Source organism: Bacteroides sp. 1001302B_160321_D4, from assembly GCF_015667765.1.
Classification (GTDB): domain Bacteria; phylum Bacteroidota; class Bacteroidia; order Bacteroidales; family Bacteroidaceae; genus Bacteroides; species Bacteroides xylanisolvens.
In genome coordinates this window covers 24,122-37,990 of record NZ_JADPLO010000031.1, presented here as the reverse complement: position 1 = coordinate 37,990, position 13,869 = coordinate 24,122, and the positions used below count along the sequence as shown (strand labels likewise).

Annotated in this window: 9 protein-coding genes; 6 read left to right on the top strand and 3 right to left on the bottom strand. The window is 40.8% G+C overall.

The window, feature by feature from the left end; genetic code table 11:
- Positions 1–50 precede the first annotated feature (50 nt).
- The 6 genes from KFO40_RS13205 to KFO40_RS13180 all read left to right on the top strand — a co-directional run bounded on the left by KFO40_RS13205 (position 51) and on the right by KFO40_RS13180 (position 7,147).
- Complete coding sequence (locus tag KFO40_RS13205) at positions 51–1,154, top strand: MBL fold metallo-hydrolase (RefSeq protein ID WP_004318262.1); 1,104 nt, start codon at positions 51–53, stop codon at positions 1,152–1,154.
- Positions 1,155–1,341: 187 nt separating this feature from the next.
- A complete protein-coding gene (locus tag KFO40_RS13200; protein ID WP_004325936.1) occupies positions 1,342–2,850 on the top strand; it encodes a 4Fe-4S binding protein in 1,509 nt (502 codons plus the stop codon).
- Positions 2,851–2,869: 19 nt separating this feature from the next.
- Positions 2,870–4,273 (top strand): aldo/keto reductase, encoded by a 1,404-nt coding sequence (locus KFO40_RS13195; protein ID WP_004296008.1) that lies wholly within the window; start codon positions 2,870–2,872, stop codon positions 4,271–4,273.
- Between the two features lie 8 nt (positions 4,274–4,281).
- Entirely contained in the window at positions 4,282–4,701 is a 420-nt protein-coding gene (locus tag KFO40_RS13190; RefSeq protein WP_004296007.1) for a DUF1893 domain-containing protein, read from the top strand.
- Positions 4,702–4,731: 30 nt separating this feature from the next.
- Positions 4,732–6,621: a TonB-dependent receptor gene (locus tag KFO40_RS13185; RefSeq protein WP_211146445.1), complete on the top strand. Its 1,890-nt coding sequence runs from the start codon at positions 4,732–4,734 to the stop codon at positions 6,619–6,621.
- A 13-nt stretch (positions 6,622–6,634) separates the two neighbouring features.
- Positions 6,635–7,147 (top strand): hypothetical protein, encoded by a 513-nt coding sequence (locus tag KFO40_RS13180; protein WP_004296005.1) that lies wholly within the window; start codon positions 6,635–6,637, stop codon positions 7,145–7,147.
- 131 nt (positions 7,148–7,278) lie between these two features.
- Here KFO40_RS13180 and KFO40_RS13175 read toward each other — a convergent pair whose 3' ends face one another.
- From KFO40_RS13175 to KFO40_RS13165, 3 genes are all read right to left on the bottom strand, one after another.
- Complete coding sequence (locus tag KFO40_RS13175) at positions 7,279–11,265, bottom strand: two-component regulator propeller domain-containing protein (RefSeq protein WP_211146444.1); 3,987 nt, start codon at positions 11,263–11,265, stop codon at positions 7,279–7,281.
- A gap of 229 nt (positions 11,266–11,494) precedes the next feature.
- A complete protein-coding gene (locus tag KFO40_RS13170; protein WP_004296002.1) occupies positions 11,495–12,679 on the bottom strand; it encodes an ABC transporter permease in 1,185 nt (394 codons plus the stop codon).
- A complete protein-coding gene (locus KFO40_RS13165) occupies positions 12,663–13,847 on the bottom strand; it encodes an ABC transporter permease (RefSeq protein ID WP_004312435.1) in 1,185 nt (394 codons plus the stop codon). The genes KFO40_RS13170 and KFO40_RS13165 overlap by 17 nt, the downstream gene beginning before the upstream one ends.
- Between the last annotated feature and the right edge of the window lie 22 nt (positions 13,848–13,869).

Genomic DNA, 13,869 nt, shown 5'->3' with positions numbered 1-13,869 from the left:
TAATAAGCTCTCTGAATACCTGTATATTTGCTGCGTGAAATAATTTAGTTATGAATTATATGCGTATCATATTCAAGAAATTCAAAGCACGTATGATTGTAGGATGTATATTAGCTGTAATAGCATTACTGGCGGTGTCAGTCATTGTTTTTATCAATCAAGCCAGTTTCGGCAGAACTCCCCGTGGGGAACGGCTGGAAAGAGTCATGAAATCTCCTAATTACAGAAACGGAGAATTTAAAAATCAGCATGAAACTCTATTGATGACTTCCGACAGGGGACGTTTTAGCGGAATCTGGGAGTTCATTTTCAGAAAGATAGACGGTTTGCGCCCCGAACAGGCTGTCAAAGCAATAAAAACGGATTTACGCAAGATTGGCCGTAATGAAGAAATATTGGTATGGTTCGGACATTCATCTTACCTGATTCAAACGGGAGGAAAGCGAATATTGGTTGACCCGGTATTTTGTATGGCTTCTCCCGTATCTTTTGTCAACAAGCCATTCAAAGGTACGGAACTTTATACACCGGATGATATGCCGGACATTGATTATCTCGTGATTAGTCACGATCATTGGGATCATTTGGATTACAACACAGTCAAAAAATTAAAAGACCGGATTGGAGCAGTGATTTGTCCGTTGGGTGTTGGCGAACATTTCGAATATTGGGGATTTGATAAAGAGCGTCTGATAGAACTTGACTGGAATGAAGACGCAAACCTCGCTCCGGGCTTTATGATACATTGTTTGCCTGCCCGTCATTTCTCCGGTCGCAGACTTACTGCCAACCAGTCACTTTGGGCTTCTTTCCTGCTAGAAGCTCCTTCACAAAAGATATACATTGGCGGAGACGGAGGATATGATACGCATTATGCAGAAATAGGCAACCGGTTCCCCGGCATCGACCTCGCAATTCTTGAAAACGGGCAATACAACGAAGAGTGGAGCTTAATTCATCTGATGCCCCAATATATGGCACAGACGGCCAGAGATTTAAAAGCGAAAAGAGTTCTGACCGTACATCATTCTAAATATGCGTTGGCCAAACATCGTTGGGATGAACCTCTCAAAAATGCAGAAGAGATGAAGAATAAAGATTCTCTGAATGTATTGATTCCGGAGATTGGAGAGGTCGTGGCATTAGAAAAATAGTGCTTTACCCAATCGGCTAAAGGTTTTCCCGTCTGTTATCAGTGAAATTGGTAAAACATTCTGTAATTTGTATAGTTGAAAAACAAATTTCCCTGATTAACTTTGCAAAGTTGAAATATAGATGGTTCAATCCTGACAGTTTTAGACATTTAGATATAACTACTATAAATTGAAAATTAATTAGTTTATGCTACGTACTATCAGACTTACAACCGCCATTGTGTGCTTTACACTTATTACCCTGCTCTTTCTCGACTTCACGGGTACATTGCACACATGGTTCGGATGGTTGGCGAAAATTCAATTTCTGCCGGCTTTATTAGCCTTGAACATAGGTGTCGTATTGTTTTTAGTTGTACTTACATTCCTGTTCGGACGTATCTACTGCTCTGTTATTTGTCCGTTGGGAGTGTTTCAGGACATTGTTTCGTGGGTATCCGGCAAACAAAAGAAAAACCGGTTCCGTTATTCACCAGCAATGAAATGGTTGCGGTATGGCGTTTTAGGAGTATTCATTATTATGATGGTTGCAGGATTGAACTCTTTGGCTATCTTGCTGGCACCGTATAGTGCTTATGGCCGGATAGCTTCCAGTCTTTTTGCACCGGTCTGGCAATGGGGAAACAACCTGTTGGCGTACTTCGCCGAACGAATGGATAGTTATGCTTTTTATGAGGTAGATGTATGGATAAAGAGTCTTTCGACGATGCTGATTGCCATTGTTACCCTTGTTGTTCTTTTCATTCTGGCGTGGCGCAACGGACGAACCTATTGTAATACGATCTGCCCCGTAGGTACTGTATTAGGGTTTATATCCAAATATGCGATATTCAAACCGGTAATTGATACTTCCAAATGCAATAGTTGCGGTTTGTGTGCCCGCAATTGCAAAGCATCGTGTATTAATCCGAAAGCTCATGAAATAGATTATAGCCGTTGTGTGACTTGTATGGATTGCATCGGAAAGTGTAAGCATGGAGCCATTACATACACAAGACGGAAACCTAAGAACGAAATAGCTACGAGCGAAGATACGAAAGCAAAGTCTGTCACTACTGAACAGGTAGACAATGCCCGTCGTAGCTTCCTTTCAGCATCGGCCATTTTTGCAACAACTTCTGTACTGAAAGCACAAGAGAAAAAAGTAGACGGAGGATTGGCTACTATCGAAGATAAAAAGATTCCCCAAAGAGAAAACCCTATCTATCCTCCCGGTGCTTTAAGCGCACGCAATTTCACTCAACATTGCACAGCCTGCCAATTATGTGTCTCTGTTTGTCCCAACCAGGTATTGCGCCCATCGGACAACCTATTGACATTGATGCAACCGGAAATATCATACGAACGTGGATATTGCCGTCCCGAATGTACTAAATGTTCGGAAGTTTGTCCTGCCGGTGCTATTCATCTCACCAGTCTTGCCGAGAAATCAGCTATTCAGATCGGACATGCCGTATGGATTAAAGAGAACTGTGTACCTTTGACAGATGGAATGGAATGTGGCAACTGTGCCCGCCATTGTCCGACAGGTGCCATACAGATGGTAGCTTCCGATCCTGAAAAAACAGATTCTCCAAAGATTCCGGTAGTAAATGTAGAAAAATGTATCGGTTGTGGGGCGTGTGAGAACCTTTGTCCGTCCCGTCCTTTCAGCGCCATTTATGTGACAGGACATCAGATGCATAGAATTATTTGATCTAAATCAGTATAAGATTATGGAAGATAAAAATAAGAAAGATATAAATAGAAGAGATTTTATTAAGATTGTAGGTATCAGTGCAGCCACATCGACAGGTCTGTTATACGGATGCTCTTCAAAGGGGACTACTTCTGCAAGTAGCGCAACAGGAGAAGGAGAGGTGCCCACCGATAAAATGACTTACCGCACATCTCCAACCACCGGTGACCGTGTTTCACTTTTGGGATATGGTTGTATGCGTTGGCCGCTCAAACCTGCTCCCGATGGTAATGGTGAAGTTATCGACCAGGATGCCGTAAACGGATTGGTAGATTATGCAATCGCTCATGGAGTGAACTATTTCGATACATCTCCGGCATATGTACAAGGCTTTTCCGAAAAGGCAACAGGTATTGCATTGAGTCGCCATCCCCGTGATAAATATTACATCGCTACCAAATTGTCTAATTTCTCTCCTGATACGTGGTCTCGCGAAGCCTCACTCAAAATGTACCACAAATCATTCACGGAGCTACAAGTCGACTACATTGATTATATGTTGCTCCACGGCATCGGCATGGGAGGAATGGAAGCCCTTAAAGGACGCTACCTGGATAACGGAATACTTGATTTTCTGGTTAAAGAGCGTGAAGCCGGACGCATCCGGAATCTCGGATTTTCTTACCATGGTGACATTGAAGTATATGATTATCTGCTCTCACGACACGATGAATTTAAATGGGATTTTGTACAAATACAGCTCAATTATGTAGACTGGAAACATGCCAAAGAGACCAATACTCGAAATACGGATGCGGAATATCTCTATGGCGAACTGGCCAAACGGGGGATTCCTGCCATCATTATGGAACCACTTTTGGGAGGACGTCTATCCAAATTGAACGATAATCTGGTGGCACGGCTCAAACAACGTCGTCCGGAAAGCAGTGTCGCTTCCTGGGCTTTCCGTTTTGCCGGTTCATTCCCGGATATTCTGACTGTATTAAGCGGCATGACTTATATGGAGCATCTGCAGGATAATCTTCGCACTTATTCTCCTTTGGAGCCATTGACAGATGAAGAAAAAGAATTCCTCGAAGAAACGGCACAATTAATGCTGAAATATCCTACCATCCCTTGCAACGACTGCAAATACTGTATGCCATGTCCGTATGGACTGGATATACCTGCTGTATTGTTACATTACAACCGTTGTGTCAATGAAGGTAATGTCGCCAGAAGCGGACAGGATGAAAATTATGCGAAAGCCCGGCGCGCTTTTCTTGTCGGATATGACCGTAGCGTGCCCAAACTTCGACAGGCAAGCCATTGCATCGGTTGTAATCAGTGTGTGGCTCATTGCCCGCAAAATATTGATATTCCGAAAGAACTGCACCGGATCGACCAGTTTGTAGAACAATTGAAACAAGGTACTTTATAAAAGAAACGATGGAAAAATTAATCAATCTATTACATACGGGAGGATACTCCTGTACCATTGCCAACGGAGGAAAAATCCGCACTTTCACTCAACGTGGCGTAGCCGATCTCTATGATTTGCTAACACAGGAACCGGAGTTTCTTAAAGGAGCTTTGATTGCTGATAAAGTGGTTGGCAAGGGAGCTGCCGCCCTGATGATTCTGGGTGGTATAAAAGAATTATATACGGATATTATCAGTACCAAGGCTTTGGAGCTATTCCGGAAATCAGATGTGAAAGTCGATTTTGCGCAGGAAGTTGCTTTTATCTGGAACCGTAACCATACAGGAGGATGTCCTGTAGAGACAATGTGCAGTGAAGTGGAATCAGCAGAAGAAATATTACCACTGATCCGCGATTTTCTGGAAAAGATCAGAAATAAGAAGTAAAAAGAAGAAACTTGAAACACGAAATAAAGTATGAGAAGAAATACAGCTTGTTTATTCCTGTTCGGTAGCTTGCTTTCCCTCTCGGGAATGACACATACTAAAAAGGATAGCATACAGGCCGGAAGAAATTATATGATTGATGAAGTCGTAGTCACCGGAACACGTAATGAAACCGATGTGCGTCATCTTCCGATGACCATTTCCGTAGTCGGCAGGCAACAAATTGAGAAAAGATATGAGCCTTCTCTTTTGCCGTTGTTAACGGAGCAGGTACCGGGATTATTCACTACCAGTCGTGGCATCATGGGATATGGCGTATCTACCGGAGCTGCAGGTGGCATGAGCTTGCGTGGTATCGGTGGTAGTCCGACAGCGGGATTATTGGTACTGATTGACGGTCATCCCCAGTACATGGGGTTGATGGGACATCCGATAGCGGATGCTTATCAATCTATGATGGCAGAGAAAGTGGAAGTTTTACGTGGTCCTGCATCTGTACTTTATGGTTCGAATGCCATGGGTGGTGTGATTAATATTGTTACCCGTCGGCAACAGGAAGAAGGTGTGAAGACGAATATGCAAGTTGGGTACGGTTCATATAACACGTTGCAGACTGAATTTTCCAACCGTGTCAAGAAGGGACGTTTCAGTAGCGTCGTAACCGGATCATATAATCGTACAGATGGACATCGTCCCGATATGGGATTCGAGCAATATGGTGGATACGCAAAGTTAGGTTATGATATCAGTTCTTTCTGGAAAGTATGGGGAGATGTGAATGTAACCCATTTTAATGCTTCCAATCCGGGGACTATCCAAGTACCACTGATTGACAACGATTCTCGTATCACTCGTGGAATGACATCGTTCGCTTTGGAAAATCATTATGAAAAGACTTCAGGAGGTTTGAGCTTTTTCTATAACTGGGGACGGCATAAAATCAATGATGGCTATCAGATAGGAAAAGAACCGCAAAAATCACATTTCAACTCTAAAGACAAAATGCTGGGTGTATCATGGTATCAGAGTGCCACTTTCTTTACCGGTAATCGTTTGACCGTAGGATTTGATTATCAACACTTCGGAGGTGAATCATGGAACAAAGTACTGGCTACGGGTGAACATACTCCGGGAGTAGACAAGCAAATGGATGAGTTTGCCGGATACGTTGATTTCCGTCAGGATATCAGCAGTTGGTTCTCACTGGACGCAGGTATTCGTGTAGACCACCATTCACACGTAGGTACAGAATGGATTCCACAAGGCGGACTGGCTTTTCATTTACCCAAGAATGCAGAACTTAAAGCAATGGTCAGCAAAGGATACCGTAATCCAACCATTCGTGAGATGTATATGTTTCCTCCTGCCAACCCGGAATTGAAACCGGAAAAACTAATCAACTATGAACTTTCCTATTCACAACGTCTGCTGGAAGGGGCATTGTCCTACGGAATCAGCCTTTACTATATCAATGGCGACAATCTGATTATGTCAAACGGACTCTTTCCTCCATTGAATATCAATTCCGGAGAGATAGAGAATTGGGGAGTTGAAACGAATATAGGCTACCACATCAATTCACACTGGAATGTGAACGCCAATTATAGCTGGTTGCACATGGAGAATCCCGTTCTTGCTGCCCCCGAACATAAATTGTATGCAGGGGCGGACTATACTTCCGGACGTTGGAGTATATCGACTGGAGTACAATATGTGAAAGGACTTTATACTTCTGTTGTAAAGGGTAGCGAGCAACAGGATCATTTTGTTTTATGGAATCTTCGTGGGAATTATCGTGTCTGCCGTTTCGCTAACCTCTTCATAAAAGGAGAGAACCTGCTGGCACAGCGTTATGAAATAAATGCAGGTTATCCCATGCCCAAAGCTACGTTTATGGGTGGTATTAATTTGAACTTTTAAATAATAAAATGATATGGAATCAACTACTGTAAAACTCTATTCGCTGAATTACGGCAATGTGAGAACTTATCTGGCAGCCTCGTTATTCATCGTTGGCAACATCCTTTTTCCCCAATTTTTTCATCTCATACCGCAAGGAGGAATAACCTGGCTGCCTATCTATTTCTTCACACTGATCGGAGCTTATAAGTACGGATGGAAAGTCGGTCTGCTGACTGCTGTTCTTTCCCCTATTATCAACTCCTCACTTTTTGGTATGCCGATGCCGGTGGTGCTGCCTGCTATTTTATTAAAGTCCGTATTGCTCGCCATTGCTGCCGGTTGGGCCGCACAACGTTTCGGACGTATCTCCATCCCGGTATTGGTTGGCGTAGTACTTACCTATCAAGTTGTAGGGACATTGGGAGAGTGGATGTATATAGGAAATTTCTACAATGCCATTCAGGATTTCCGCATTGGAATTCCCGGAATGTGCCTGCAAGTATTCGGAGGTTATTTATTCATTAGATATTTGATTCGCAAATAACTTCCTTATCAATAACCGCTTTTCCCTGAAAAGAGTTATAAGCCTTGAAAAAGAAAGTTCTCCTCTGTTATAGATACCCATAACAGAGGAGAACTTTTTTAAATACAACGTATCTATTCGCTTTTTATTTATCAATCTTCTTCGTCATCTTCCAGTTCAGCAGAGGGATTGCCTCCTTCTTTAGCATACCTGCTCGGACTCATCTTATAGTATTTTTTGAATACTTCCCGAAAATATTTAGTTTCAGAGAATCCAACCATGTCTGAAATCTCATTAATAGCATATTCACCCTCTTTCAATAACTCGGTAGCACGTTTCAAACGCATCCCCCGAATAAACTCTGTCGGAGACTGTCCCGTCAATGCTTTCAATTTACAATAGAAACTGGTACGGCTCATGCCACTTGATTCACAGAGCACATTAACGGAAAATTCAGGGTTGTTTATATTCTCATCCACGATTTTCTTTACATTTGATATAAACTTCCAATCGAGGCTGTTAGTACCGTTTGCAGATGGAACCATTGATTTCGCTTCTATATCCAGATTGGCATATCTCATGCGCAACAGTTCCCGGTTTGCCAACAGATTAGCGATATTCGCCCGTAATATTTTCACGCTGAAAGGTTTGATGAGATATTCGTCCGCACCAATCGACAGTCCATCCAGAATATTATTTTCTTCTCCCAAAGCAGTGAGCAACAACACAGGAATATGTGAAATTTCAATATCACTTTTGATAGCCACACACAATTCATCTCCCCGCATCTCTGGCATCATGATATCAGAAAGAACCAGTTCCGGCCAATATTCTTTGATAATAATCAATGCTTCCTTTCCGTTAGCGCAAGCTTGTACATTATATATAGAAGACAATGAACTGACCAGATAGGAGCGTAGCTCATCATTGTCTTCTACAACAAGAATCCGTCGTAAATTTGGATCATCTATCGTAGCGGTTGTCTTTGCCGGTACATTCGGAGCGGGCAGTACAGGAGCCAACGCCTCAAATTTAGAAGATGCTTCGTCACTGATACTTTGAGAAGTCTTATTCTTTTTCGGAAAAACAATTTTGATTGTCGTACCTTGATGTTCGACACTATCTACACTAATTTTACCTCCATGAAGGCTCACCAGTTTTCCTACCAACATTAATCCGATACCACTACCCGTCACTTTAGAGTTAATAGCATTGCTGGCACGGAAATGAAGCTTGAACAACTTACTTTGTTCACTGGCAGGAATACCTATACCTGTATCCTTGATTATCACTTTCCATGAATCATTCGTATCGGACACGGAAATGCTGACCTTTCCATTTTCCGGAGTATATTTTAGCGAGTTCGATATTATATTCTTCAAAATAGAATCCATCTTCTCCTTATCAAACGATACATTCATATAGCTGAAAGTACTCTCGTATGTATATTCAATACGCCTAATGGCAGCATAAGAAGAGAATGAATTATATATTTCATTCATATAGGTATTCAACTCATACTCGGAAACACTCATTTTAGAGGAATATACATCCGTTCGCTCAAAATTAATCAGATTGCTGACCAGTCGTAAAAGAACTTCCACATTCCTCAATGCAATGTTCGTACGAGTTATTCCATTGTCGGTAAGCGTCTCTTCTTCCAATAATTCCTCCAAAGGTGCTTTTATTAAAGTTAATGGAGTACGTATATCATGGGCCGTATTGATGAAGAACTGCGTTTTTTCATCAGATATATTCTTTTGTTTTCTTAGATTTATCACACGTAGAACAAAATAAAATCCCCCTATTACCAACAGAATATAACACAAGATAGCCCACCAACTCGACCAAAAAGGTTGCGTGATGATAATTTTCATAGCACGTTCCTGAAAAACAATGTCATGTTCTTCTCTGGATATAGCACGTACATGAAGAATATATCTACCTGGAGGCAAATTGGTAAAACGAATCAAATTATTTGCTCCCGGTTGAGTCCATTTCTCATAAAAGCCTTCTAATTTCCATGAATATAGTGCATTTCCGGGAGAATCATAATTGATTGTAGAAACTTCAAATGAAAACGTATTCTCATCATAAGCCAGCTCTAATACATCTGTCTCATCGATACTTTTCTGTAAAGGAGAATCCTTGACACCCGGATAAACAGGTTGATAAGACAGATGAAAGTCGCTAAATACCAATCTGGAGAACTTATAATCCGGGAATTTCATATTCATCGGAAGTTCAATTGCTCCATCCGTACTACCGAATACAAAGTTTTTATTTTTACGCACCGTTCCTGCCGCTGCGTTAAAGTATGCAGGCAACAAGCCTTCTCCTCTAGTCCAATTACGAAATATCTTTTCTTTAGTATGAAAACAGGTTATTCCGTTCTCTGTACTCATCATTATACGTCCATCTACTTCCGGCAATATTGTAAATATTCTATTTGAAACTAAAGCAGAATTATCAGAAAAATAATGTTCGAAAGTCTTATCTTGAGGATTATAGATAAATACTCCCATACCATTTGTCCCGATATATAACAACCCATTATCTGCCTGATAAAGCGTATTAATATAAGTGATTCCTATCTCCATTTCAATATACTGATATTCACCAGTATTTCGATTCAATAAATACAAGCCAGCAGCAGTTCCGATCCACATATTATCTTTGTCTTTTTCAACAATTGATGTTATGGAATTCAGTCCCGGATATAGACGTGCACTGTTAGTCTCCAAATCAAAACATTTTAGATTATAATAGCCTCCCGACCAGATATGTCCTCTTGAATCTTTAACTATATCACGAATATATTTATCCGGACGCATATTGACGTGAGAAAGAAGGTAAGGAGAGAAGTATTCAACTGATAGCGTTTCTTTATTTATTTTATAAATGCCGGAAGTATATCCTCCTGCCCATATAATGCCAGGAGCCACTTCACATAAAGTAATAAATATATGATTCTTGTCCTTTAGTTGATGATTAAAAGAGCTTAGAAATGAATGCCACTGACCTGTTTTTGAATTATAAAGACTAATACCATTACTAGTTCCAAACCACAGATCACCTTCATGATCTTCGATAACCGCTTGTACCTGATCATTGATTAATGACTGTGCATTACCCATAGCATGTTTCATCCAATGATAATTTTCATAGCGATTATCAATCACTGTAATTCCTGTTGGATAATTAGCAAGCCATATCCGCTTTTCTTCATCTACAAAAACATCATTGATATTATTTCCATTCATTTCATTATAACTCTGATAATTAGCAATAATGTAATCTTCCAGTTCACAGGTATTTACGTTAACTTTATACACCCCCATTCCTTCCGTTGCAATCAGTAACTCTGTTTCATTCAATGGGCTGATACGAGCTATGTTTACATCACTAAGATCAGCGTCCGGACGTATAATTTCCTGTGTATTCATATCGTACACAAAAACTCCTCTTTCAAATGAACCAATGAACAATCTTTTTAATTGCCGATGAAAATACAGTTCACTCACCTGTGCATGAAAATAGTCCAGTGTTTCAACAGGCATGGTCTCTAAAATACCATTCTCCAGTTTGACATATCGTACGCCCGTCTCCGTTGCTATAAAGAAATGGTGCTCATCTACTTGTTCTATTGCCGTAATACTACTATGCAATACATTGGGAAATCGAACTATATGAGCATCTTTAATATTATACAGCAATACAGTATCTTTACGACATATCCAGATATTATCATTGCGATCCAGATAACCACAACTTATTGCTTCAGAGGTATCCGGTAATTTATATACCATTTTGAAATCGTCTCTGTCGGCTTCGTATTGAAAGACTCGTCCTTGTTTGCCAACCACCCATATACCGATATGTGGTTCTGTATATAACCATTCCAAACGTATGGGAGCATCCAAAATAGTGCCTTCTTTATTTAATTTATAGTGTTTTATATCTTTACCGTTGTATCGGTCCATCCCTTCATTTGTAAGAAACCACATATAGCCCTGAGCATCTTTCTGAATATTGAATATCCGGCGATTGCTCAAGCCATCTTCTATTCCTATATATTTGTATGTTTGTGCTGTAACCCAAACAGGAAAAAAGAGAAGAATATATACAATGTATTTCATATAAATAGTTGTTTTTTAAACTACTTCTAACGATCATATAAACATAACAGTTAACGAAACTAGACAAAAACAATGACAAATGCAAAGAAATAGGAGAGATTCTACAAGAAAACATCTATTTAGAAACATTTTTATTTCCAAAGTTGATTATTTACTTTGCGAAGTTGATTTATCTGAAAGTGTTCTTTTGCTATATGTTATAATTAGCGCATGTTTTGTTTTTGTTAATTTAACTAATCAGATTTGATTCCAGTTTCTTCTTATAGACCCATATACTTATTGTAAAATAAATAAGTGCCTGTATCCAGAGAGTTATATATTCCGGTCTGATATCAGCCATACTGGCTCCCATAGAATTCAGTTTCACAAAAGCGAGTGTGCCTGGTGCAGCTGGGAAAATGTAATGGACTACTTTCCAATACCAGGGCATTAGTTCCATTGGATAGGAAACGCCGGAAAGAAAGATTAATCCTACGGAGAAGAAGGCGATCATGAGTAGGGGAGCTTCAGAATCCGTAAAATACCTGGATGCAGCCAATCCCAAGAAAGAAGTTGCCATCAAATATGGAATCAATAATAGTACGATGTACAATCCGTTTCCAATATTGGGGATGCTGAAAAAGTGAGGGAGCAAGCCTAATAGAAAAAAGGCAAAGATGGCATAAAGAGTACAGTATACGGACGTTTTTCCTGCCACTATACGAATAGCAACTCCCCAGCCATACCCCAAAGGAGTATATGCACGGATTCCTTTACTACTGTATTCTTCTCCGGTCACCATACCAATAACCATCAGCAAGGTCTGGAAAATTATAATCATCATGACTGCCGGAATAAGATAGGAACCATATCCTTCGGTATAATTGTAGAGTGCAGTGCCTTCCACATTGATCGGTTTCGCCATAGCTACGGCGAGCAATCCTTGTGGTGGAAGAAACACTGCTTCATCTGGCCGGTATTTATCATTAATAGCCAGCATGACACGTGAAGAAGCACCTTGCAAAGCTTCGAAATACAAGAAGGCATCAGTAGTTGCATAAAGGGAAAATACGGCTTCATCTCCCCGGAACACCCGTTCCTCAAAATCATGAGGCAGGTAGAGTATTCCCTGTACTTTGCCTTCTTTCATCCATTCTTTTGCTTCGTGATAGTCCATAGCCTGACTAAAAATCTCTGCTTGGGGAGTAGCATCCAGCCAACGGATAAAATCACGGCTCAATTCACTGTGCGAATTGTCGACTACGGCAACAGGTACATCGGTTACAATATTCGGTGCATACATATAATTGTAGAGCAACCCGTAAACGAAGATTCCTCCCATCAACACCAGTAAAACCGCATAACTGGTACTGATAGCTAGAAATTCACGACGAATGATGAATGACAACTGTTGTAACTTACTTAATGTTTTCATACTTATGACTTTCTATAGCTCGTTTTAAATGAGGAAGCAGCGACAGGGCCAGCAACGGGAAGATACAGAGTATCACAGCCGACGGCCAAAGATGGATAAACCCACCGCCTCCATAGAGCATGGTTTGCATCATTTCCGTAAAATGACGGACAGGGAACAAATTGGAAGCATCCCTCACCAACGGATACATATTGGGAACCGGAAAGGTTACTCCGGACAAAGTAGCCCCCAGAGAACCTACCATAGAAACTACACTTATAACCAACGATATTGCCGGAAACAGCGAGAATAAAAACAGCCCTAAAGCCTGTGTTGCAATGATGAAAAGCACAGTCATGATATTCATTAACCACCAACTCCCCTGAAAAGGAATATGCAAAATACCAAACATGACGTAATTAGCCAACCATCCTATCAGTATATATATAATGGTATAAGGTAATAATTTACCTAAAACAGCTGTCACTATATTGCCTTTTGCAGTCGCCAGCCAATCATCTGCTGTGCGGAACTTGATTTCAATGCCAACCGCATACACGGTAATCAACAGAATCAAAACCTGAAACAGCACAAAGAAAAAGGGCTGACTTAAATATACCGAATAATCCAGACTAGGGTTATATATCGGATGGTTATTAGCTTGTACGGGTAATAAAAAGGTGGTAATCTGATCCTGTTCTACTCCGAGTGCCATCGCTTGCATCACCACAGGAGAAAGAGCCACCGGAGCTAAGGAAGTTTCGAATGCCGCCATCAACTCACCACCTACCGACATTAATGCATAATGATAATAGTAGGAGAGTGTTGCATTCTTTCCGGTAATCGCATTCTGTTCAAATTGGGGAGGTATGGAAAGATATCCATAAATCTCTTTCTTTTGCACAGATTCACGGGCAGCTGCTTCATTTACAAAATGCTTTGTCACTTTAAAAGTTGGTACGGCAGAAATATTCCTGACTATCGTCCGGGAAGTAGCAGTATTATCCTGATCGACAATACCAATAGGAATGTTTTCCATCTGTCCGTTACCAAAGATCGTAGCCATAAAGAAAAGGGTGAACAATGGCAAGACAATGCAGACACCAAAATAAAGGCGCCGTGAAGTCATTCGCCACCACTCTCTGAGCAGTACGGAACGAAAAGGGGAATATGTTTGTGATTCATCCATTCTCTGGTTTATTTGATGTCGA

Excerpts from the sequence above, each read along its gene's own strand:
- KFO40_RS13170 (WP_004296002.1), bottom strand. The coding sequence starts at position 12,679 with ATGAAAACATTAAGTAAGTTACAACAGTTGTCATTCATCATTCGTCGT.
- KFO40_RS13180 (WP_004296005.1), top strand. The coding sequence starts at position 6,635 with ATGGAATCAACTACTGTAAAACTCTATTCGCTGAATTACGGCAATGTG.
- KFO40_RS13165 (WP_004312435.1), bottom strand. The coding sequence starts at position 13,847 with ATGGATGAATCACAAACATATTCCCCTTTTCGTTCCGTACTGCTCAGA.
- KFO40_RS13195 (WP_004296008.1), top strand. The coding sequence starts at position 2,870 with ATGGAAGATAAAAATAAGAAAGATATAAATAGAAGAGATTTTATTAAG.
- KFO40_RS13175 (WP_211146444.1), bottom strand. The coding sequence starts at position 11,265 with ATGAAATACATTGTATATATTCTTCTCTTTTTTCCTGTTTGGGTTACA.
- KFO40_RS13200 (WP_004325936.1), top strand. The coding sequence starts at position 1,342 with ATGCTACGTACTATCAGACTTACAACCGCCATTGTGTGCTTTACACTT.
- KFO40_RS13190 (WP_004296007.1), top strand. The coding sequence starts at position 4,282 with ATGGAAAAATTAATCAATCTATTACATACGGGAGGATACTCCTGTACC.
- KFO40_RS13205 (WP_004318262.1), top strand. The coding sequence starts at position 51 with ATGAATTATATGCGTATCATATTCAAGAAATTCAAAGCACGTATGATT.
- KFO40_RS13185 (WP_211146445.1), top strand. The coding sequence starts at position 4,732 with ATGAGAAGAAATACAGCTTGTTTATTCCTGTTCGGTAGCTTGCTTTCC.